Consider the following 23,028-nt stretch of genomic DNA (forward strand, 5'->3'; position numbering starts at 1 on the left):
AATTTTTATTTTGTGCGGCTTATGCCTAATGTTTTCCATGTCTTAGTAAGCTGTGCATATTCTGTCGGGAAAAGCGTTTTTATTACATCCTGCCCGAAATCTGTTCCGGCTAACTTCAAAGTGGGCACCATCTTCTGCGCTGAAGCCTGGGATTGAAGCCTTACATAGATGCCGTTTTCGTTAAGCAGGTTAATAGCGTCCCAAAAATTGGTGGCCTTGGAGGATGTGTCTGACGTGAGGGTTTTGGGCAGATCGTAAGGCCGCAGGAATTTTGTCCGGAGGAGAAAAGTCCCCACACCTAATTCGGTTTCCAGGAATTTTTTAAAGGATACGATCGTACCCACGCAGCCCAGGCATGGCGAAAAATTGATCCTCAGGCTGAACACCGCCTTTCCACCCACGTCGCCTGTATTACCAGTACTACTTGGCACCCCATAAGTGCTTCGGAATTTACTGAATGTTTTGCTCACCGCATAAGCTGTCCTGAAGGAAGAGATGTTCCAGTCTTCCGCATGGGGATTGATCTTCAATCCCTTTTGATTTTCCGTGCCTACCTCCGGAAACGACAGCGTCTTAAAGGCAGGGCCGTTCTTCCCGGTTTGGATGGCAACGCCGTTTATCTTCAGAATGGCGATCACCCCGGTTTGGGAAGTAACGTAGCTTTTGCGAATAGCAGGGGTAACTGCCTTTACTCCAGTAGGGTACCAGCTTTTTCTTCCTTTTGTACTCTTTCCGTCCAGGTCGGTCTGCTTTGCTTTCTTCCTCACTTTTGATTTTGGAAGCTCCCATTCCCGCTTCCGCTTTTTGGTGCGGCCATCCGGGTCATTGTACAATAAAGGATTATTACTTACATAGCAGTAGAGGTTAAGTCCGTCCTTATCACCAACAGGGTCCGCATTCAACCACCTGCCCAGCCAGGAAATGAAATAGCGCGCCCCGTAATAATAAAGTCCGGTACTGTCATCGCATTCTTTCCCCGAATAGCGGTAATCCTTCAGGGATACTTCAAGTTCATTATCGCCTGCAATGATGGCTGTGCCTCCAAATGGAAAATACTCTTCGTAGCTGATAAGCTCGCCATCCGCGTCCATCTCCATCGATATTGAGCCATTACTGTTGTCCATCTGGAAGCGTATGCTGCGGCCACCAGTTTTTTCCACTTCCCGTTTCCTGTCGTCCTGTTCCCAGTAATGGATGATGGCCACACAGGTCTTGTCGTCCATAATCCTCAGCGTACGCCGTTCCATCGTTAGGGTAGAGACCCCTTCGGCGACCTGGTAATTCTGCTTTACTTCATAATTACCAATATAGATCTTCCGCGAAATTTCGGTTACTGCGCCTCCCTGCGCCATGCGCTCGTTTACTTTGAGCGTGCGGTCTTCTGCGCTGTCATAAACATAATAATCAGAATCATCGGGTTCCTCGGGCCTCTCGATGATCCCCGCACGCACTAAGTTTTCGCAGCAGTTAAAGGAAAGAGCGACTGTGTTATTAATAGCAATTTGCCGTTGGTTGCCGCAGGCATCGTACTCCACGTCTTTCAGGTGGTTATTGTTGTTGTTTACCGGGGCATCAACCGAGAAGGAAGAACTGGCCGCAGTATGTTGCTTACGTACCAGGTTGCCCGAGTCGTCGTAAGTATAGGTTTCCATATAGTTTTCCAGCGCACTGCCATCACCGGGCGCGGGCAACTGGCTGAAAATGGATTGTTTGAAGCTTTCCTGCGTAATGTTATTCTTATACGTATTTGCATTAATGCCGGGATGCTGCCGCCCCGTTGCACTAATAAGCCTGTAAAGCGCATCATAGGTGTAATCCGACATAGGGTCAACCTGCTGATTTTTATAGAAAACGGTTTGGACGCTGTAATCCCAGCTCCGCGTGAGATTCCCTACCGGATCATAGGTGTAATTGATGTCCTGCACGATCGAATCATTTCCTAACTGCCGTGTGCTTAACAAGCGGCTGAGGAACTGGGTAGTCCATTCATAAGTATATGAAGTCTGTATACCATTGCCGTAGCGGATCTTCTGCCTTTGGCGGTTGGCATCATATTCTATCTGGCTTACTATCTCTTGTTTAAAGTTGTCTTTACTGCTTACCTCAATCCTGTCGAGCAGCCCGGCTATGTTATAGTTGAAACTTGTAACGGAACCATCCGGTGTGCCTTCTGTGAGAAGATCTCCCAAAGCGTCGAATGTAAATGAAAGGTGATATATCTCCGGCTCCAGCTCCACATTGTTTTTCCAATTAGCAGGCGTCTCATAATCCTTCACTACCTGCCGGGAGTTTTTCAGCACATTGCCCCTCATGCTGTACTGCAGGCTAAGGCTGCTGCCGGATAGATCTTTTTGTTCATAAAGCTGGCCACGAAGGTTGGCCGTGTCTGCAGCACTTTGCGCCTCTCCGTAGGTAAACACCTCTACAAGGTTAAAGTCTTCATAATCAATAACCGGCCCGAGATACTCAATCAGCTTGATATTGAGCTTGGTTTTGCGGTCCAATCTGTCATAAACAACGAGCTGACAATAATTGCGGGCGCTGATAGACCAGCAAAGCTGAGAAAAGATATTATTGAAGAAACGTTCCAATCCAGCATCTGCGCTATCGCTGGAGGCATAGCTTTCTATACCCATGGGATATAGGTATTTAAAGTTATAATAGGCTGTCCCGTTATCAAGGTTTGATTTAAAAAGACGTGGGTCAATAATCAATGTTTTTCTGCCTTGTGTATCCTCTTCTACGAAAGTAGCAAGCTGCTTTCCCCCTTCTTCTGTCTGTATCTCCCGGATACGGCCAGCTGCGTTATCCAGCACATAAATAGCCGGCGTGTTATAAAACCGCGCCGCTTTGTCCAAAGCATTCTTTTCATCCTTCTGCGCCTGCGTGGGGTCGGACGGATAATTTGCCATGAACCATTTGTAATATTCCGAATCAAGCACAGTATCGTCCTCATCGAAATGTGATTCCTCCCAGGCCGTATATTCCACCTTTGTAAAAAAGCCTTTAGGCGTATCCTCACGTACAAGCCGCTGCAATGGGTCGTAATAATAGCGTGCCGGCGGAGGAACAATCCCCTCTTCCGTAATCTCTTTTTGTGTTTCGTAATGCGGGATATTACTGAAATAAGCCAGGTATTGTTCAGCTTCAAGGCCCTTATTGTTATAAACCGTGCGGCCTGATACCAGCCAACGGGTTCCAGTTTCGGCCTGGCGTATTTTACCTTTGCTTCTTAAAAGTGCGCCCTTTCCATCTCTCATGACGGCCGCGCCCTGTTCCACCCGCATTTTGTTCTCAATGATCTTGCCCTGGCCATCGCTGAATTCGATCTCGGTGCGGCAACTGAAAGGCGAAGTTCCGCCGTTCAGATGATAATAATTATAACGTTGCAGGCTGACCGAATTCAGCGGTTGAGGACTCTGCTGTAGAACAACAGAGCGGTCATACGCATGGAGATCATAAAAGAAAAAGGATAATGCACCTTGTAAATAATATTCAGCGTTATTAACAACATCGTCAAATGTGATGGGGCCTCCATCGCCCGCCTTATCTCTGCGGATGTACTCTGCAGGCAAACCTTCATATTCATATAAGCGCATGGCGCCGCAGGCCTTTCCCTCCTCTTTACCGAAAAGAGAACTGGCGATCACCTTGCCGAAAGAATCGTAAAGTACCTGGCTCACATTATTATTGATGTCGATGATCTGCCAAGGCTGCATTACCTGGTAATCAATCTCCGCGCTTGTTACATTCTCTGTTTTTTCGTCGAGGTACAGCCGGGATTTTATTGCCGCAAGAAAATAAGAATCGTATTCCAGCGTGGAATTTCGGTACAGCTCTGAAGCAGGGCTCACAAATGAATTCTCCACCTTCCAGGGCATAAAGAAGCTATCAGCATCTTTAAAATAATGTTGCACCAATCCCCTGTTCTCATAATATCCACGGGCCTCGTTATAACTATACCCGCCCTGACCCAATATAACATCCTCGCTCAGCCGGTCCCCATAGATTAAATTGATGTTATCCCTGGTGTAAATTTCCTGGGCCTGGTGATGGAGCAACGCCCGGGATGAAATTTCACCTTCGTTTAGCACTTTGTCCTGGTCTTCGTTCCAGAAATAAGAGGTGCTCCAGCTCAGTTGCGATACATAAGGCCCTGTCCACCCGGCGGGTGGATTACCCAGATAGGGCACTATTTCAGTAAAAGCACCGGCCGCCCGTTTACTGATCTCCTCATAGCTGAAATACTTTGCTTTACCAAGATCCAGCCCCAGCAAGTCAAATTCCTGCTGATCGTATAAAAGGCCCCGGTACCAGTATGCCTGCTCCTGGCTTGTGTTGATATAAAGACTTGCATTGGCAGTGGCTTTAAGCATTTTCTGTTCCGGGTAGATAGTAACAGATGGTGTTTTTACATCTCTCCGGCCCAGAAATACCGTACAGTTTTTGGTTACTTCACCGCAAAGCGGATCTACTTCCAGCGTAAACTCCTGCCTGGTATTTGGGTCTGCCGGATTGCGCTCGTAATTATACTGTATGGTTTCCCGGCTATCTATCCTGTATACCCCGTGTGCATGCTCTTCCGCCGCCTGGATCAACTCCACAGTGTAGTTGGATTCTTCGACATAGTAGGGATAAGCAGCTGCGGCAGAGTTATCTAATCCATATATTTCCTGCCTGATCTGCTTATCTCTCAACGCCGCATAAGCCTGCCGGAGCGTAGCCTCCCCGTGCCGGTAAACCGCTGCAGTAAAGTGGCTATTGGGGAAATTAAACGCCTCTTTATCCTTGTCGAAATATTCCTCCCTGTACTGTTTAAGTAATGCATCATAGTCAGCATTGGCGCCTGTGAGGTACCAACTGCGCGTGTAAACCGGCGAAATGGAAGTGTACGGCTCTTTACCATTTTCCCTAGGTTCGCAATCCCATGATTCTACGTAACCGAAACCCCTGAAAGCTCTTTCTTGCGGGTCATAATATCCATCATGCCAGGCATAGCGGCTAACGCTGCGTATTTCCGAGATTTTGTCATAGGTATTAATCTCCTCCACTACCTGCACCGGGAAGGGAAGCACAGTAGGCCATGGCCGTCCCTTAAGTTTGTCCTGCATCGCATAGCGCGACGAGGTGCTATATTTAATTGTTGTTAGCGTGCCTAAGTGATTTTCAATATTGCATAGCAGATAGGGTTTGATGCTTTGTACCCATTCGCCGTTTCCCGCCTGGGTTTCGCCTCCGAAATTATACCAGTACTGTATGGGCACCGGAGTTATCTTTGTGAAGACAAGGCAGGATGTTCCGTTGCCAAGAATATCAGCAAAGTTGATCTGATCGAGCGTGCTGAAAGGGGCGGGCAGATATATTACTATAGGTTTTGAAAAGGAATTGCCTGATTGATTAAGGTAAGCCTGCACCCGGTCGGGATATACATAGACCAGATCTGCCGTACCAGAACCGTCAATATCTGTAAAGAAAACGCGTGCAGCATCAAAATCCCCGCCGAAATCCGGCGGATTCCCCAGCGTAACCACTTCGTCAAAATTTCCATATCCCAGCGACGGCCAGCACTGTACCGATTTGTTGGCTACCCGCACGCGGTGAGCCATTCCATCTCCAAAGATGTTCGCAAAGCCTACATATTCAACGGGATCTTGCAGGGGATTCGTCGGGATGTTGTTCACGTTCGGCACTATCCTCAAACTTTCATAGCCCTTCTTCCCTTCCGAATTATAAATGCGGATATCTTCAGTTCCAATCAGCAGCAAATCGGATTTCCCGTTACCTCCCAGGTCTGCACTTTCCATTGCAGGATTGGCGTAATCCGTTGGATACTTGTCAAACGGTTGAAATTTTTGCCAGGCAACCCCTCCCTGCAGCTCATAAAACCCGGTCTTATTTCCATCTGCAACTACCAGTTCCATTTCCCCGTTTCCATCTATATCCTGTATAGAGGCGATACCTCCGCCCAGATCCTTGTTCGCCGGAAATTTCGACAGGCTTTCAGGCCTTTTGAACTTTCCCTCTCCTTCCGGTTCCAGGTACATTACGGACTGTCCGTCGGTATAGAGCAATCCCGGTATACCCTCCCCATTCAAATCCACTGGGAAAAATTGCTGCGGACCGAGCAAGCCAGGAATATCATAGCCCCCGCTGGTCATGATCTTGAATTCCGGCCGTTCAGGAGGGTTAAATTCAGACCAGCCAAACTCAAGCGGCGGAAGATCCTGCGTTTCGAATGTGCCCGCTGATGCTTTGCGAAATGCCCTCAGTCCTGCTTTCTTCAACTTTGAGATTCCATTAAAGCGAATGGGGTCATACGATTCCCGGTTATCATATTCCAGGGTACCGGCCTTAACCAGGAAGGGTGATCCAAGCTCCTCCTCAAAATAATGAAAGAGGAGCATGTTCCGGCAAAGCCTGAAAGTCCTGATCTCGAAGCCACTATGATAAGAAGAAAAAGGATCAGGGCGGCAACTCCAATCCTGCACGGGAGTCCATGCTGTCAGGGGATCGTTGATATCGTATTCTCCATAATCAAAGATGATGGCAAAGGCAAAAGCTTGCCCTGAACCGTCCTTTTTTTTATAGTTTCCGTATTCAATGCGATGTATGTAACGCTGCGCTGTAATAGAGCGATTGACTTCATAAACATCTTTCGGGACATTTTCATCATTCTCCTCTTTATAAGTATAAACGATGCGGTTGCCTTTGGGATCAACAGATTCATCTACTAACCATTCAAAAACCTGGCTGGGATCAGCTGGATTAAATATACGCGAAGCCGCGCTCCTGCCGAAATAGGATATAACGTTCTCGCGGGAGGTGACCTTCCAGTACTGGTCGTCGCTTTCTTCTTTTTTCCACCGCTCTATCTTTGAAAATGCCGCCTCGATGCGGGGCAGGTACGTGCTCACCTCATAATTTATGCCACCCAAGTTAATGTTATACGGGTTAGGGTTGTCAGCCGCGCTTTTTTTTAATACAAGTTCACCTTGACCGCTCATTGTAAACCCATCGAACCCGTCATAGCGGGGAATTCTTTTCTCGGTATTAAGAGAAATTCTTGGTAGCGAAAGAGAGAAACCAAGGCCGAATTCAGTATTGCCTGCACCTGAACTATAGTCGAGATTGACCTCAAGCTCAAAACCCCGTGCAGGTGTTACAGGAAAAGGAATGGAATAAGAGCCCGTACCACTGAATATATTGGCTTTGTAAGCATCGCCCATGCTGCGCATACCCCCACCGCCTTTTGGCAGGTTGATCTCATTATAGGAGACTTGTTTCATTTTTCCCGCTGGGTTCGCAGAGTTATCGTTCATAGCTGTCAAATGATAAGGATCTACCATGGTAGGTGCTGGTAGATGGCATTCTGAAGAAATGGGTAAAGGGTTATAGCGCGCTAACCCACAACAAGTGTCCTGGGAAAGGCATTCCAAATACATCGTTCCATTGCTGTCGCTGGCCAGAGATTCCCTCAAAGTCAGTCATGTTGCCCGGAGGGTTGAACATTTTTAATTTCATGTGAATAAGGTTGGTTTATCTAGGTTTGATAAAAGGAATACTTTAGTTAAAGCTATTTTTAATTATTAATAAATACAGTAGGTATTTTCACGGTATTTTTTAAGCTAAAAACAGCTTATTATAAAAAGCATTGACATTCAAAAATCAATCACCCGGTTTACCTGGAAGCCATCACCCGGGGTTTTCGGCAAATCTTGTCCTGCTCGCTCGCCCCTGGCATATTCATATTGTTACAATGATTAAGCGCTATGTTTTATACCTTGTACCTGTAAATCCATCTCAACATGTTATTTAAGATCAAAGTATTTTGCAGTAGCATACTGTTATCGCTGAGCGCGCTGCTTTCAGCTGCGCAGCAAATAAATTATCCTCCCGCAAATCAGGTGGCGGCTGATTTTAAAAAGCTGCTGGAGCGGCCGCGCGTTCCGCTAAACCCCGCCTTCGAAGTAATCAAAACAGATTCGGCAATCATCGAGCATGGTTTTATTTACAGCGAAAAGAGCGAACGGGTACCCATCCTGATTTACAAACCGGTTACGGGAGCAAAAACATACCCCGCTGTTATTTTTTTACACGGCACAGGCGGTAAAAAGGAGGACAACAAAAAGATCCTGTACCAGCTGGTTAAAAGAGGCATTATGGGCGTTTCTATTGACGCCCGCTTTCATGGCGAACGGATTGCCGGCGGCGCGCATGGTTCAAAGGAATATGTGGCAGCGGCAACCGCCGCCTGGGAAAATAAAGACAAAACTCGCCAAACCCACCCCTTTTTGTTCGACACCGCGTTTGACCTATGGCGAGTGACCGATTACCTGGTCAGCAGGCCTGATGTCGACCCCAATCGCCTGGGCATGGGCGGCATCTCCATGGGCGGTATAGAAACATGGCTTGCCGCATCAACAGATCAGCGGATCAAAGTGATCGTGCTGGATATTTCGGTACAAAGCTTTAAATGGTCGTTAGATAACGATAAATGGCAGGGACGTGCCGGTACGATCCAGAGTGCACATCTGCAGGCAGCTAAAGATCTGGGCGATTCGGTCTTAAACAAACGGAACGTAAAGGCGGTATGGGATAAATTGCTGCCCCATATTACCGACGAATTTGACTGTCCGTCATTACTGCGGCTGATGGCACCGCGGGCCCTGCTGGTTGTCGGCACCGAAAACGATCCAAATTGTCCACTGCCCGGCGCAAACATCGCTTATGCATCAGCCATGCAGGCTTACACCTCTAAAAACGCGACCAACAAAATCAGTCGTGATATAACCCCAAAACTATTCCATACCTCCACGCCCGAACATTTTAAAATGACACTGGATTGGTTTAGCAAATGGCTGTAGTTGCTGGCTTTTGCGGCTTGCACTCAGAATTGGCGGGCTCTCTTTGTTCAGGCTGAATTTGTCTTGACTGCTTTGGAGGTGCTTGTTACATTATAAAATAGGCACCTGTGGAAGGGAGGGTTGGAATGGAAACCGCATTAGTAATCCTTGGCCAGATACGGGTTGTTTTGGTTATGCGCGGTTCGTCTGTGGCATAAGTCGCCTGAAGTATCTTTTCTTGTTTTTCTGCGCCGATATCGACGGTTTCTTTGGATCGTTCAAAGGCTAAAAAAGAAAGGGCAAGCGATGAAAAATCAAGCTTGCCCAGTTAGGTGCGCCCACCAGGGCTACACTAATATCTCTATTTATTACTGAATCTCAATCATTTACAAGGTGCACAAAAAGCCTGGTGGCTACCAGCTCGCCGAAGCCGAAGTCAATGTTCCCTATTAAAAACAGTGATAAGTTACAGTTAAGTAAACGTTGGATAGCTAATCCGGTGTGCAATTGAAAAATACTTTGGGTATCAACTCTTTATCGAAATATTTGTTAGTTGAAAAGGAGCCAAAAGTCAACATGGTAACACTAAACAAAATGAACAAGATCATGAGAATAAAAAATATCAGTAAGAAAATGGGGAGCGCCAAGGCAATAGGCGCTTACGCATTGGGCGCCCGGGCAATAGGCGCGGGTGCGACAGGAGCCTTTGCGTTGGGATGCATCGCGATCGGGTCAATTGCTATTGGTGCGTTTTATCTTGGTCGTTTATCTGTTAAAAAGGCCTCGTTTGACGATATGCGTATTGGTAAGCTAACTATTGAGGACCTGGAAATCATAAACAGTAAAATCAATGTTGACGGGTGTGCTGCTGGAAAAGAAATCTAAATTGAGGGACCGACAAAAACGGATGATTTGCTGTTAGGGTAGCGCTAAGACATTGGTTTTTTAAATTACCTGTACATTGAGGATACGCAGGTATACGGCTTTTCACTGGATAACTACCAAACCATCTGCGCCTTATGCTGCAAAAAATGGAGCATTTTTTGCAGCATAAGGCGAACCGGGGCCTCACCGCTCCCCCACGCGAAAGGTATGAGCAGGTGCCGCGCAAATGTAACCACGATGACACTCAACCGTAGGGAATTAATAAAGAAAGGCACCATTGCCGTAGCTGCATTTTTAGTACCTTTCGAACCTAATGCCATAAGTTTAATTCTGCAAACAAACCAGATATGAGGATCACTCCATTCAAAGCAGCAGTTCCACAAGATATTTTAGACGATTTGAAATTCCGTTTAAAGCATACGCGATGGCCTGACGAGCTAAGCGGTTCAGGCTGGAGTTATGGCGCCGATCTTTCGTATATGAAAGAGCTGGCAGACTATTGGCAATCCAAATTCGACTGGCGTCAGATAGAGAATAAAATAAATGCTTACCCCAATTTTATTGCCGAAATAGATGGCCATCAGATTCATTTTATACATATAAAAGGAAAGGGCAAGCAATCTTTGCCATTATTAATCACCCACGGCTGGCCAGGTTCTTTTCTGGAAATGATGAAGCTAATTCCCTTACTTACAGAAGAACCCGATCATTCTTTCGACTTAATTATCCCGTCCGTCCCAGGTTTTGGTTTTTCGGACAAGATAACGCAGCCGGGCTGTAACAGCACCTATGTTGCCGATCTATGGCATCAGCTAATGATGGGGTTGGGTTATGACAAATATGGTGCGCAAGGCGGCGACATCGGTTCCGGCATCAGTTCCTGGCTGGCGCTCCGGTATCCAACAAATGTTATCGGACTGCATCTTAATTACATTTCCGGCTCCTATAAACCATCTCTGCTTGATGGACAAAAACCGTCGGATGAAGTACTGGCTTTTCAAAAATACGGGGCGGAATGGTCAGCAAAGGAAGGGGCTTATGCTTATGTACACGCTACAAAACCCCTTACGGCAGCTTACGGACTTAATGATTCGCCAATGGGTTTATGTGCCTGGATCGTGGAAAAATTTAATGGATGGAGCGATAGCCAGGGCAATATCGAAAATACGTTCACTAAAGATGAATTGCTTGCAAATGTTACCTTATACTGGGTTACGCAAACGATCCATTCTTCTATGCGGATCTATAATGAAAACAGTAAGAAACCGCTGGCGCTGGAAAAAGGCCAGTTTATCAATGTACCGGTGGCTTTCGCCAAATTCCCCAAAGAATTACCTACTCCGCCACGCGCCTACATAGAGAAGGGATTTAATATACAGCATTGGACAATTATGCCCGCAGGCGGACATTTTGCGGCTGTAGAGCAACCTTTGCTGCTGGCTAATGATATTAAGGATTTTTTTAAAAAACTTTGAACTTTATCGATATCTTCTGAAAAGCGGTCGATGATATGATAACCATTAGATAGCGATGTGCTTCCTTTCAGCTCAAACTCAAAACCTTGACTTTTTAGACCGTACAATACATGCATGATCCAATAATCCTTTTCGATGAGCCCGGCCGCCATTCCCATTTCATCCGATTCAATTTGTTCCAGCCCTACCTGGGCTTAATACAGGTAAAATGAACATGGTTTCTGGCTAAAAAAAAGGAAAACTTCACCAATTTCCTTAATCATATATGGCCGCTTCGACATCGGTATGCAGATCTTTATATTTAGGAATAATTTCTTTATCGATTTTTATAAATTCGGTCTGCGGGAAAGAAGACGTAAATGTTGTCTCTGAATCTCTTTTCACGTTTATTAACCGCAAGAAAGTAATCTTTTTCATATCTCCTCCGACTACAGGTTCGGGGCAGCCCCACCTTCATTTTTTAATTCAACCAAGTTGTTATAACTATAAATCCTATTTAATAAACTGAATGATAAAGCCTCCTTTAGGAGCCAACACGTACGACCAGGCGGAACTGAGGGAATAGGTTTGCACGTTGAATTCCATTAACTGATCTTTTCCTTCTGATATGAGTCTGAACTTAGAAAATCCCTTGCCCCATTTTTTGAGATCCAGGCTAACAGGCAGTTTGTTGTTGGTACCATTTATACCCACAATATAATGAAGTGCGTCTTTTTGCCTGGAAAGCACTATCGACTTCCCTGGCTCAGCTATAATATATTCAGTTTTATCCCAGGTGGCAGGCATCTCTTTCAGCAAATTCTTAACCTGAACAGGAAGCGAATCAAATACTTCTTTTGAATCTGCAAAATGAATAATGCCGGACGTGTAGATCATAGCCATAGCAAGTTCATGAACCCCGGTGTTCACACGCGGGAACTTTCTCATGGTTAATGCAAAAGGTGTATAGTCGGCAGGCCCGGCCACGTTTCTTGTAAAAGGCAGTACCGTGTTTTGTTCTGCAGCTTTTTCGGGAAATCTCGGCTCATAAAAATAGCTCTCTGTTCCTAATATGGCTTCTGCTGTCATATAATTTGGCCAGGTTCTGTGCCAGCCCCTTGGTACGGTAGTGCCGTGGAGGTTTACCAACAAGTGCTCTTTAGCCGCATCTTCAAAAACCGATTGTATAGCGGCCATTACTTCCTGTCTGTCCGAGCACCAAAAATCTATTTTAACGCCTTTAACACCCATCTGGGCCAGTTGCTTAAATCTTGCTTTTCTTTTTTCCGGATCAAAATATTCTGATGAATAACCCCAAACCAGTGGCTGAATCCCTTTAGAAATAGCATGGTCAATGATCTTTCCGTCTCTATTAGCTTTTTCCCAGCCGGCATCAAAGAGCGTATACTTAAAGCCAAAGGAGGCTGAAAGATCTGTAAATTCATTATAGATTTCTGGCGAATGATCATCCGGATGCGACCACCATGACCATGCAGCCTTACCCGGTTCTATCCACGAAGCATCTTCAATTTTTGAAGGAGGTGCCAGATCAGTGATCAAAGTTGACAGCAATATATCTCCGGCCTGATCCCCTATAATAATAGTCCGCCATGGCATAACCCATGGAAGATTTGACTCGGGATAGGCGTGTTCTTTATCGGCTAAAGGAAGGGTATACTTCTCGTCTTTTTCAGCAAATGCAACTTGATAGATTCCGCCTGTAGCATCTGGCTTTAAATGACAGCCAGGGTAGGAACCATCCGTTCCTGATTCCGCAATCAACACCCAGCTTTTATTTTCATTTACGTTGAAAAGAGCAGGCATACACCAGCCGACAGAAGGATTGCGTGAGTTAACGATAGGGTCGCCCGAATTTACATTCAGGTAAAAATCTTCATAGCCTGGCGTATATTTGCCAGCCTTATTATACGGCTCCAGCCAACCTTTTGAATTTTGCACTATACGAAAACCTGTAAGCTCATCTTTAATTGACCGCACACGTTCGTCCCCGTCCTGAAACCGGTAACGAAAAGCCACACCTTCTTTTCCGGCAATCAGGTCCAGTATCATTACTGCTCCTTGTCGATTCTTAAAAGTTATGCTTCTGCTTTCAAGAACATGGTCTACACTTTTATTATTGGCTACCTTCAATTCATATTGTTCTCTCTTTTTTTGAGCGGGTGAAATTTCAACAACTGATAAACCGGATGTAAAATCCTGATCATCGCAATTCAGGCCAAGAGGAGAATCGTCAATTATTGTTTTATTTCGCCGGGTTACTTTATAAGACAGCCTTCCATCTCCGGTTAGCGACAAGGTAATTTTATTCAGGTGATCTTCAGACTGTACGTAGAGCGCTTTTGTTTGGGCAAAACAGTTTGCAGTTAAAAAAAATACTTCAAGCGCTATTAAGCTTAAAGAGCAATAAATAAATCTGTTTTTCATATGTCGAGCGGCTTGGATAATACAGCAGTTAAATTAAAACAACTTCTACCATTAAAAAAATGGACAATATGGCTACATCAATGGACTTTATTATCACTGTAAATTTTAAATTGAAATATTGCCGATGACTTATTAAAACATCCTGGACCATTACGGATCTGGCCTATGCTTACAGCAAGGCATCCGGAAAAGCCATCAGTTTCAGCACCGTAGGATGTTATTTAAAAAAGATAGAGATCAGCTTCAGCGGCTTATCAAAATCTGTCATTCATAACAGTGATTATCAGTCATTAGAGGACTGTACAGCGACGATCGACCGGTATTTTAACCTAATCGAAATAGCAACAACGGCTTTAGCGGATTTTAAAAAGTATTGTCCAAATGAATGCGGATTATTGAACGATTTTTGCGTTGCATCGTCTTACCGGCCAAAAGTTCAGTAGAACTATTCATTTACTTAGCAACCCTGTTTGCACTACTTTTTGTATCGATCCGTCGTTATTGAAATGCAGTTCGTCAACACAAACTGAGCGCAGGTTTCCGCGGCCTGAAAGCACACTATTGTGATAAAATGCATACCATTTGCCCTTATATTCCACTACGGAGCCATGACTGGTATCGCAGCCCGTCGGGTCGAGGTATACCCCTCCGTAAGTCCAGGGACCAAGCGGGCTTTTGCTTGTGGCATAATTTAACCTGTTAGCCCCTTTTCCGTCGATGGCGTGATTATCGGCATAGGTCAAATAATAAATGTTGTTTCTTTTAAATACCCAGGTAGCTTCATGAAAATCTTTCAACCCTTCCATTGTTTGTAGCGGTTCCGCTATTTCCGTCATGTTGCCTTTCAGTTTGGTGCCGGCACATCTGCCGCCGCCGCCGTAGTAGAAATAGGCCTGGCCATCATCATCAACAAAAACGCAGGGATCGATCATAGAACGGCTATCGTCGCCCAGGTTAAGATACCCCTGCGCTTCAAATCCACCCGCCGGCTGCGTGCTGGTAGCCAAGCCAACTTTTCAGGTTTTATTCCAGTCCGTTCCGCTGGGATGCGGGAAATAGAAATAATATTTACCGTTTTTATAGGCGCAATCAGGAGCCCACATAAAACCACCCTCTTTTCGTCCCCAGGGTACCTGGGTTGCGTTAAGGATCTCACCGTGATCTTTCCAATGCACCATGTCATCTGTAGAAAATACATGGTATTTATCCATCAGGTCACATCCGCGCGGAGGATCGACATCATGGGATGGATATACATATAAGCGCCCGTCACGCCAGACATGTGCGGAAGGGTCGGCCGTGTAGATGTTTCGGATAATGGGATTTTGAGCGCGGGTTGTTAAGGAAAGCAAGAAGGTAATGGATAAGAACAACAAGCTGACAAGCGTTTTTTTCATATAGCAGAGGATGTTATTTAAATTTTGTTTCTACCGCAAATAACAACCCGGCAATTAAAAAAACGTTAATAATCCCTTAACAGGGAAAATAATTGCTGAATACCCTATTCGGATTTCAATGATGACGTGTTCGCATAATTTCCCGAGGAAGAAGCATTTTTTTTAAAATAATATTTGCACAACCAAATGGTTGTATTTATATTTGGCAACCAAATGGTTGTATTTATATTTGGCAACCAAATGGTTGTATTATTATGATAGAAAGAAGAGATGTTTTCCAGGCCATTGCAGACCCTACCAGAAGAATGATCATTCAGAAGCTGTCGGCAGGACCGTTAAATATTGCACAGATCGTTGATGATTCTGGCATGACCAGACAGGGAATTGCCAAACACATTAAAGTGCTGAACGAATGCGGTATGATCTCCGTTACCCAGAAAGGCCGGGAGCAGTTTTGTGAAGCCCGGATTGGTCAATTAGATGAAGTTACGGATTGGGTAACTAAATCCCGAAAACTATGGAACCAGCGATTTGAAAAACTCGACAAATTCCTTACAGCAACAAAAAAATAACAGCTATGAACACAGCAAAAAAAGAACTTTTTATTACCCACCTGTTCGACGCTCCCAGGGAAGTCGTATTCCAGGCATGGACAGCTCCTGAGCAACTCAAACACTGGTATGCACCCGATGGATGCAGCATTGAATTTAAGTCAATTGATACGACAAAAGGCGGTAACTTTCATTCCTGTATCCATGATCCAGTACACGGCGACTGTTGGATCAAAGGCACCTACCTGGAAATCCTGCCGGATCAGAAACTTGTTTTTACCATGGTGATGTCAGATGAAGGCGGTAATTCCGTAAGTTCAGTTACCGCCGGCAAAACCGAAGACTGGCCTGAGGCGCAAATCACAACAGTCACCTTCGAATCGGTTGGCGGGCAAACCAAAGTTTCGATCCATCAAACCGTTTCGGAAGAAGAAGCAAAGAAAACAGGTGCTTATCAAAGCTGGATCAAGATGCTTAATAAGCTCGGTCAACTGCTGCATTAAGAAAATGATCAACATTGTTTGCTTCAACTAAACCCATAAAATGAGAACAACAATCGTATATGCTGTTTTAACAGCGCTGATATTTTCATCGTGCAATAATGCGGACCGGCCAAAGGAAATCAATGGTCAAATGAAGCCGGCCGTAAATGACGCTTTAGTTTCCAAAAACGGCTATTCGCAAGTTGGCGGCATCAACATGTATTATGAAATTTATGGAAAAGGCAAGCCACTTGTGCTGATCCACGGTGGTGGCTCTACCATTCAAACCACATTTGGAAGGATCATCCCCATGCTTGCTAAACACCGGAGAATTATAGCTATGGAGCTGCAAGCTCATGGAAGAACCAGTGACAGGGATAGGGATCTGTCCTTTGAACAGGATGCAGATGATGTTGCGGCACTGTTAAAAAATCTAAAAATCGGCAAAGCTGATTTTTTTGGCTTCAGCAACGGGGGAACAACTGCCGTTCAGATTGCCGTCCGTCACCCGGAAATAGTGAATAGAATGATCTTAGGTTCTGCACTCTGCAAACGCAACGGAGTTCCTGCACAGTTTTGGGATTTTATGAAACAGGCAACATTGGCTAATATGCCCCAGCAGTTAAAAGATGCTTATAAACAAGTTGCGCCAAACGCAAATGGCCTGCAGATCATGCACGACAAGGATGTTAAAAGGATGGTGAATTTTAAAGACATACCGAATGAACAGATCAAATCTATTAAAGCCCGGACACTCATCATCATAGCAGACAAAGATGTTATAACACCCGAACACGCTATCCAAATGCAGCGGCTGATCGCAGGCTCAGCATTAGCGATCATCCCTGGTGTACACGGTGAGTACATAGGAGAAATAACAACACTACCATCTCATTCCAAAGAAGCAAACTATGTTATCCCAATGATTGAAAGTTTCCTTAATCAATCAGAAACAAAGCCATGAGTAAATTACCCGAATACACGGGTGATGAACTGATCTACATCAAAAAGGCACACCATCATAAACAGTGTACCTTTTTGTATGGTAATTCGACCAAGAAAGTTCCGTTAATTCCGGTGAATATGCAGGCCGTTAAACTGCTTTTGGCCGTTCTCATAGGAGGTATTTCCCTTTGCAAATCGTTTATATTTTCCACTGTATTTTTTAAACACATTGTCGGGCTGCTTTTTACCGTTTACGATCAATTCTTCGGCATTAAAGGAAAGATCATGCAGCGCTTCTTCATTGGGTAGGATATGGTCTGCTACTAAATCGCTGGTCAGCTGTTTTAATACCCGCTGATCTTCCGCTGCCTGCTCCTGATCTTTCCCCGCCTGGATCTGGTCTAAGCGGGCCTGTTCCTGATCTTTTTTGGCCTGCTGCTGATCGCGGGATGCCTGCTCCTGGTCGCGCTTGGCTTGGTCCTGGTCACGTTGGGCCTCCTCCTGTTCAACTTTAGCATGCGCCTGGTCATGTGCTGCCTGTTCCTGGTCGCGCTTGGCCTGCTGCTGATCCCTGCCGGCTTGTTCCTGGTCGCGTTTGGCCTGCTGCTGATCTCTGCCGGCTTGTTCCTGGTCGAGCTTCGCCTGTGCCTGATCTTTACGGGCCTGGATCCTATCTTTCCTGATCTGCTCGCGGATAGCCGCAATAACCGTACTGTACTGGCCCCATTGGGCTGAAGGTATCATTTTACCGTCAACTGTCAAGGCTGTCAGTTTGTTGTTTAACAATTCCATCTGGTAGGTTTTACCTTGCCGGTAAGTCTGGATTTTTTCGCGCCCCTTACCATCCTGGGAGTCGTCATTACTGTACGATGCATAGGCTGTTTTTTTTGCCGGTTTCTGCGCGTTTGCTGCGGTTGTTAATGTTAAGGCGGCAAGCAACAGCATACCGCTTTTTAAATAATTGGTTTTCATTTTCTGCTGATTTAAATTTTGTTGAAGGCTGTGATGCCTGGTTTTCATTTGTTTTGTTGGTGCTTATTATTTCCCTTTTCGTTGGTTCAATGCTCCCCCTTTCAGGTTATGTAAAATTTTCCTGCTAATAAACGGCAATACCATGTCACCCCGCCCGAAGCAGTTTCTTAAAATTCCGGTTATCTTAAATTTAAAAATGCACAACTCCGTTTGCTGGCAGCGCTGCCGGCCCTGACAAAGCCTGGTGTTGATTCATTTACTGTACGCTTACGTTGGTTTTGGGTTTAGCTGCTTGTTCCACCTGTAACTGGTCACGCCTGGCCTGCGCTTGATCACGCAGGGCCTGTGCCTGGTCTCTTTCGGATTGCTCCTGGTCAAGCCGCGCCTGCGCCTGATCACGCATAGCCTGCTGCTGGTCTATTTTCGCATGTTCCTGGTCGCGCTTAGCTTGCTCCTGGTCACGGCGGGCCTGCTGCTGCTCCCGGTCAAACTCCGCTTGATCAGCTAAGATCTGCCGATTTTCACGTTCGGCTTTTTGCTTCGCCGCTAATAGGTCGCCGTTGGCCTGCTCCTGCTGAGCAACGAGTTCGGCATAAGCCCTAACCACATTTTCGCTTGGAAGAGCGGGTTGCTGTATATCGCCGGTATATGGGGGTTTTGAACGTTTTGGTTTATGGGCTTGTTTTACCATGTCCGCCCTTTGGGTACCAATGGGCAGGGCCGCACGCAGCTCCTTTTTATATACCTGAGTGTTACGTCTTACCGGATAATTGACTTTCGTGATCTGCGCTATGGCTGTGGTGGCAATAATAGCCGAAAGGATAACCACACCACTGAACAAAAACACCTTCTCGCCAGTGGTTACCGTTTTGTTTTGATTACCCAGGATGCGGCTCACCCGATGCAGCAGCTGGTTCTTTTTGCCCGGGAAGGCAACCGCGTAATTTGCGCCGTAGAGCGAATGCTCTTTAAAGCTGACGAGCGCCTGTATAAACGCCCGCTTATTTTTTGTTTGGGCAAGGGCAACATCATCGCAGCAGTTTTCCCGCTCATCACGGAGCAAGGCAGAGATCCACAATAAACCGGGATTAAAGAAAAATACCGTTTCGGCAATGGTTTGTAAAAAGTTAACACCATAATCATGTCTGCGGATGTGGGCCAGTTCATGCAGCAATATGGCCTCCACCTGTTCGGGCGGCAACCCGGCCAGTAAGCCCGCCGGAATCAGGATCACTGGTTTCAAGTGCCCGATAACCATCGGCATTTTTACGTAGCCTGATTCCAGCAGCCGGACAGCCCGCTTTAACCGCAGCTTGTCACCAAGCACTTCAACCCGGTTTTTCCAATAGTTAACCGGCTCGGATACCTGCCTGTGTTTAGCGACACGGATAAACAGGAGCCCGCGCATCATCCGTACCGACCGGAACAGAAAAAAAACAAACCATAACAGCACAACCATCGGCGCATTGGCCGTAAAATAACCGATACAGGTAGCTGCAAAAGCCCGTATCCCATCCGCATTCAGGCTTAATAAAGCTGATGCCCCGTCGCCTATACTATGGTCAAACTGCAGCATGCTTTGCTGCGACGGCTTATTCCATTCCCAGGCAAAAGTGAACAGGCAGGCGCCTGCAAATAATAAAAACTGTACAAGTACCAGGTTGTACCTTACTGCCGCGCTCGCTTTTTTGGTAAGCAGCATCACCACCGCGCTGCTAAGGGCCAGCAACAAACCCTGCCATAGGGAATGGATCAGCATCCAGCTAAAAGCCTGTATCAGGCTGTGGGAAATGGCATTGGCGTTCAGGAGCAGGTACATAGCTGTAAGTTTTAATGATTATCGTCCATATTTTTGAGCAGCGCCTTTATTTTTTGGAGTTCTTCCGCAGATGTTTTGTCATTGCCCAGCAGGGCTACCATTAAATCGCTCGGCGAACCGTTATACATCGAATCAACAAACCGCCCAAGCATACTCCCTTTCACTTTGCTTTCAACAAGGGCGGCACGGTAAACGTGTTTCATATGGGTTTCATCGCGTTCAAGCATCCCCTTTTCTTTCATCACCTGCATTAGCTTCAAAGTGCTGGTGTAAATTACCGCCTCCTTTTGCTCATTAAGCTTATCATGCACAAACCTCACTGTCGACGGGCCATACTGCCATAACACCTGCAAAACATCCATTTCGGTTTTGGTGGGCGTTACATCAGTAGGAATATCTTTTTTAAATAAACTCATAAATCAAAGGTATGTATTAAAAACGTACGTTGCAATAGCCATGTAATTTTTTATAGAAAAAATTTAGCTTTACGGCAACTGGCTTAAACAGATAGCATTTATTTTATAGCTTCGGCTATGTGCCAGCGTTTCAGATTAAGCAGTCGCTCTCCTTCAAAAACAGACGCTATGCGCTGTTCACGTCTTATGCTTTCGCGCAAATCAAAGCAGAATAACCGCCGTGATTAAGCCCTTTATATCGCTTATTACAACAACGCCAAAGCACACTTAGAGCGACCAACCCAGGGCGCACGATCCAATTGATCAGTCATTCACAATCGCCGCAACCCACCCGCAGCACACCGGTCTGCTGGAGCGTAGATATCCAGACTCGTCGTTTGATGTTCTATTCGCCTTTCAGACTTTCCACCGGGTTTGTTAACGCTGCTTTAATGGCCTGGTAGCTTACTGTCAAAACAGATATCACCAATGTTAGCGCAGCAGCGATCACAAATACCCAGATATTGATGGTAATCCGGTAACTGTATCCCTTTAACCATTGATACATCAAATACCAGGCGATTGGTGCCGCGATGCAAAATGAGATCACGACCAGCTTCAGAAAATCCCTGGAAAGCAGGTTGGTCACGCTGGCTACCGACGCGCCGAGTACCTTTCTTATACCAATTTCTTTAATACGGTTCTGCGCCATGTAAGCGGCCAGACCAAAGAGTCCCAGGCAGGATATAATGATCGTCAACCCGGCAAACAGGCTGGCCAGCGTCCCGATCCTTTGTTCGTCGCCAAACTTTTTGGCATACTCCTGATCGACAAAACTATACTCAAACGGGTAATCCGGGTTATATTTCTTAAATACGGCTTCGGCACGGCGCAGGTTTTCTTTCGTGGAATTGGCGTTATTGAGCTTGTAATGGATGATGTTGAACCATGAGCTTGGCCCTTCAATCAGCATGTGCTGTACCGGTTCGTACGGCGAGCTAATAATAAAATCCTTTATCACGCCGACAATATGCCAGGTCTTCATGTCTTTGCCCTCTCCCTGGGTAATCGACTGACCAACGGGGGCTTTAAGATTCATGATTTTAACCGAAGCTTCATTAACCAGCATAGCGGTTGAATCCGTCGGATAATTAACAGGGTCAATGTCCCTGCCGGCTACGAGCTTAAGTCCCATGGTTTTAACCAGACTCCCGTCAGAACTGTAAATAATAAAGTCGACCTTGTTCTTGGGCAATGAGCCAGGCCAGTTGAAGCCCCAGCTGTCGCTATATCGCTGGGTTATGGGCGAATTCGTTTTGGACACAGAAGTTGCAGCACCGCTCGAAAGCAATTCGTTTCTGATGGATGGATAGTGCTTCGTGATATCGCCGGACATGAAAGTATAAATCAGGTTATCTTTCCTGTAACCGGTATCCCTGTCCTGGGCATATTGTAACTGCTGGCGGATAATGATGGTACAAATGATCAGCACCACCGCAAAAGTAAACTGAATGACCACCAGTAATTTACGTGGCGTAACCAAAGTATTTGCTGCTTTAAAAGTACCTTTCAATACGGCTACAGGCTTAAAAGAAGATAGGTACAATGCCGGGTAGCTTCCTGAAATGACACCAGTGACTACAATAAAGCCAAGTGCGATCAGCCAAAAATACGGATTGCCGTAGGGTACATATAACTGCTTTTGGGTAAGCTGGTTGAAACCCGACATACTGATCTGCACGATGAACACGGCGAAAAGACCGGCGATAGCGGCGATCAAAACAGATTCTCCTAAAAACTGCCAGATCAACGAGCCCCGCAGTGCGCCTACCGTTTTACGGATACCCACCTCCCTTGCGCGTTTCTCACTCCTGGCCGTACTTAAATTCATAAAATTAATACAGGCTATGACAAGGATCAGCACAGCGATCAGCGAGAATACCCTAACCCGTTCAATTTTCCCGCCCACTATTTTTCCATCCTCAAAATGCGAATACAGGTGCCATTTATCTGCCGGGTGCAAAAACTGCTGAATATCCTTAGTATCGGAATGGTTTTTAGTAAAGTTCAGCACGGCAGCATCGGCATGTGCTTCCGTTACACCCGGTTTTAAAAGCACAAAGGTTTGAATGGAGTTATTACCCCAGTATTCATCATCCTGACCGATCTTTTTTAGGTACGACCATGGAACCAGGTATTCAAAATCAAAACGTGTATTATTTGGCAGATCTTTCATCACGCCCGTCACTTTGAAATAGGCATTGCTGTCTATTTTAACCGTTTTGCCCATCGCATTTTCCTGACCAAAAAGTTTTTTGGAAAATTTTTCAGTGATCACGATGTTATGCAGGTCGCTCAACGCGGTCTTCTGGTCTCCGCTGATCAACGGAAAACTGAACATGGAAAGAAAGTCAGGGTCGGTGAAGTCGCCCGCCGCGGTCAGGTGCTTGTCGCCAATAGTAAACAAAAAACTGGCATCGGTAACCCTGGCTACTTTTTCCAGTTGTGGCAATTCTTCTTTCATCACCCTGCCCATAATTTTGGGCGTGGTTTCCCAGCTCCATAATTTCCCGTCAAATTTCGACCGGTTATAAACAGAATAAAGCCGTTCCCTCTTTTCATGGAACTGGTCAAAGCTGAGCTCGTTCTGGATCCACAACAAGATCAGCGCAGCACTTGCCATGCCGATAGTCAATCCCAGAATATTGATCAGAGAGAATGTTTTTTGACGCAAGAGGTTACGCCAGGTGATCTTTAAGTAATTTTTGAGCATATGATCAGGCTTTGATAACTATAAGACGCCGGTATCAGGGAATAAGTTGCAGCTTTTTTTAAAAAAA

13 protein-coding genes and 2 pseudogenes are annotated in these 23,028 nt (G+C 45.7%); 6 read left to right on the top strand and 9 right to left on the bottom strand.

Annotated elements, in window-relative coordinates; translation table 11 throughout:
- Positions 1-5: 5 nt before the first annotated feature.
- A complete protein-coding gene (locus M2273_RS04270) occupies positions 6-7,319 on the bottom strand; it encodes a SpvB/TcaC N-terminal domain-containing protein (RefSeq protein ID WP_429393411.1) in 7,314 nt (2,437 codons plus the stop codon).
- Positions 7,320-7,805: 486 nt separating this feature from the next.
- Here M2273_RS04270 and M2273_RS04275 point away from each other — a divergent pair, with 486 nt between their 5' ends.
- Together M2273_RS04275 and M2273_RS04280 are read left to right on the top strand one after the other, a co-directional pair.
- A complete protein-coding gene (locus tag M2273_RS04275) occupies positions 7,806-8,864 on the top strand; it encodes an acetylxylan esterase (RefSeq protein ID WP_429393414.1) in 1,059 nt (352 codons plus the stop codon).
- A gap of 585 nt (positions 8,865-9,449) precedes the next feature.
- Positions 9,450-9,728, top strand: a complete 279-nt coding sequence (locus M2273_RS04280) for a hypothetical protein (protein WP_429393416.1) — start codon at positions 9,450-9,452, stop codon at positions 9,726-9,728.
- 113 nt (positions 9,729-9,841) lie between these two features.
- Here M2273_RS04280 and M2273_RS04285 read toward each other — a convergent pair whose 3' ends face one another.
- Positions 9,842-10,048: a hypothetical protein gene (locus M2273_RS04285; RefSeq protein WP_429393418.1), complete on the bottom strand. Its 207-nt coding sequence runs from the start codon at positions 10,046-10,048 to the stop codon at positions 9,842-9,844.
- A 27-nt stretch (positions 10,049-10,075) separates the two neighbouring features.
- On the opposite strand from M2273_RS04285, the gene M2273_RS04290 reads away from it, so the two are divergent.
- Positions 10,076-11,203: an epoxide hydrolase family protein gene (locus tag M2273_RS04290; RefSeq protein ID WP_429393420.1), complete on the top strand. Its 1,128-nt coding sequence runs from the start codon at positions 10,076-10,078 to the stop codon at positions 11,201-11,203.
- Positions 11,204-11,238: 35 nt separating this feature from the next.
- On the opposite strand, the pseudogene M2273_RS04295 reads toward M2273_RS04290, so the two are convergent.
- From M2273_RS04295 to M2273_RS04305, 3 genes and pseudogenes are all read right to left on the bottom strand, one after another.
- A pseudogene (locus M2273_RS04295) lies at positions 11,239-11,361 on the bottom strand (nucleotidyl transferase AbiEii/AbiGii toxin family protein); the annotation flags it as partial.
- Positions 11,362-11,695: 334 nt separating this feature from the next.
- Entirely contained in the window at positions 11,696-13,627 is a 1,932-nt protein-coding gene (locus M2273_RS04300; RefSeq protein ID WP_429393423.1) for a glycoside hydrolase family 97 catalytic domain-containing protein, read from the bottom strand.
- 449 nt (positions 13,628-14,076) lie between these two features.
- Positions 14,077-15,024: pseudogene (locus M2273_RS04305) on the bottom strand (family 43 glycosylhydrolase).
- A 254-nt stretch (positions 15,025-15,278) separates the two neighbouring features.
- On the opposite strand from M2273_RS04305, the gene M2273_RS04310 reads away from it, so the two are divergent.
- The 3 genes from M2273_RS04310 to M2273_RS04320 are packed head-to-tail and all read left to right on the top strand — an operon-like array spanning position 15,279 to position 17,021.
- Positions 15,279-15,596 (top strand): ArsR/SmtB family transcription factor, encoded by a 318-nt coding sequence (locus M2273_RS04310; RefSeq protein ID WP_429393426.1) that lies wholly within the window; start codon positions 15,279-15,281, stop codon positions 15,594-15,596.
- Positions 15,597-15,601: 5 nt separating this feature from the next.
- Positions 15,602-16,078: an SRPBCC family protein gene (locus M2273_RS04315; protein ID WP_429393428.1), complete on the top strand. Its 477-nt coding sequence runs from the start codon at positions 15,602-15,604 to the stop codon at positions 16,076-16,078.
- Between the two features lie 40 nt (positions 16,079-16,118).
- Positions 16,119-17,021, top strand: a complete 903-nt coding sequence (locus M2273_RS04320) for an alpha/beta fold hydrolase (protein ID WP_429393431.1) — start codon at positions 16,119-16,121, stop codon at positions 17,019-17,021.
- 104 nt (positions 17,022-17,125) lie between these two features.
- On the opposite strand, the gene M2273_RS04325 is transcribed toward M2273_RS04320, so the two are convergent.
- From M2273_RS04325 to M2273_RS04340, 4 genes are all read right to left on the bottom strand, one after another.
- Entirely contained in the window at positions 17,126-17,974 is an 849-nt protein-coding gene (locus M2273_RS04325; protein ID WP_429393433.1) for a hypothetical protein, read from the bottom strand.
- A 256-nt stretch (positions 17,975-18,230) separates the two neighbouring features.
- Positions 18,231-19,793, bottom strand: a complete 1,563-nt coding sequence (locus M2273_RS04330) for a M56 family metallopeptidase (protein WP_429393435.1) — start codon at positions 19,791-19,793, stop codon at positions 18,231-18,233.
- An 11-nt stretch (positions 19,794-19,804) separates the two neighbouring features.
- Entirely contained in the window at positions 19,805-20,209 is a 405-nt protein-coding gene (locus M2273_RS04335) for a BlaI/MecI/CopY family transcriptional regulator (RefSeq protein WP_429393438.1), read from the bottom strand.
- A 385-nt stretch (positions 20,210-20,594) separates the two neighbouring features.
- A complete protein-coding gene (locus tag M2273_RS04340; protein ID WP_429393440.1) occupies positions 20,595-22,961 on the bottom strand; it encodes an ABC transporter permease in 2,367 nt (788 codons plus the stop codon).
- Positions 22,962-23,028 lie beyond the last annotated feature (67 nt).

The sequence above is a fragment of the Mucilaginibacter lappiensis genome (assembly GCF_050433765.1).
Lineage (GTDB): Bacteria > Bacteroidota > Bacteroidia > Sphingobacteriales > Sphingobacteriaceae > Mucilaginibacter > Mucilaginibacter lappiensis_A.

Bases quoted from the DNA above. Each gene is read 5' to 3' on its own strand.
- M2273_RS04270 (WP_429393411.1), bottom strand. From the start codon at position 7,319: ATGAACGATAACTCTGCGAACCCAGCGGGAAAAATGAAACAAGTCTCC.
- M2273_RS04275 (WP_429393414.1), top strand. From the start codon at position 7,806: ATGTTATTTAAGATCAAAGTATTTTGCAGTAGCATACTGTTATCGCTG.
- M2273_RS04280 (WP_429393416.1), top strand. From the start codon at position 9,450: ATGAGAATAAAAAATATCAGTAAGAAAATGGGGAGCGCCAAGGCAATA.
- M2273_RS04285 (WP_429393418.1), bottom strand. From the start codon at position 10,048: ATGGCATTAGGTTCGAAAGGTACTAAAAATGCAGCTACGGCAATGGTG.
- M2273_RS04290 (WP_429393420.1), top strand. From the start codon at position 10,076: ATGAGGATCACTCCATTCAAAGCAGCAGTTCCACAAGATATTTTAGAC.
- M2273_RS04300 (WP_429393423.1), bottom strand. From the start codon at position 13,627: ATGAAAAACAGATTTATTTATTGCTCTTTAAGCTTAATAGCGCTTGAA.
- M2273_RS04310 (WP_429393426.1), top strand. From the start codon at position 15,279: ATGATAGAAAGAAGAGATGTTTTCCAGGCCATTGCAGACCCTACCAGA.
- M2273_RS04315 (WP_429393428.1), top strand. From the start codon at position 15,602: ATGAACACAGCAAAAAAAGAACTTTTTATTACCCACCTGTTCGACGCT.
- M2273_RS04320 (WP_429393431.1), top strand. From the start codon at position 16,119: ATGAGAACAACAATCGTATATGCTGTTTTAACAGCGCTGATATTTTCA.
- M2273_RS04325 (WP_429393433.1), bottom strand. From the start codon at position 17,974: ATGAAAACCAATTATTTAAAAAGCGGTATGCTGTTGCTTGCCGCCTTA.
- M2273_RS04330 (WP_429393435.1), bottom strand. From the start codon at position 19,793: ATGTACCTGCTCCTGAACGCCAATGCCATTTCCCACAGCCTGATACAG.
- M2273_RS04335 (WP_429393438.1), bottom strand. From the start codon at position 20,209: ATGAGTTTATTTAAAAAAGATATTCCTACTGATGTAACGCCCACCAAA.
- M2273_RS04340 (WP_429393440.1), bottom strand. From the start codon at position 22,961: ATGCTCAAAAATTACTTAAAGATCACCTGGCGTAACCTCTTGCGTCAA.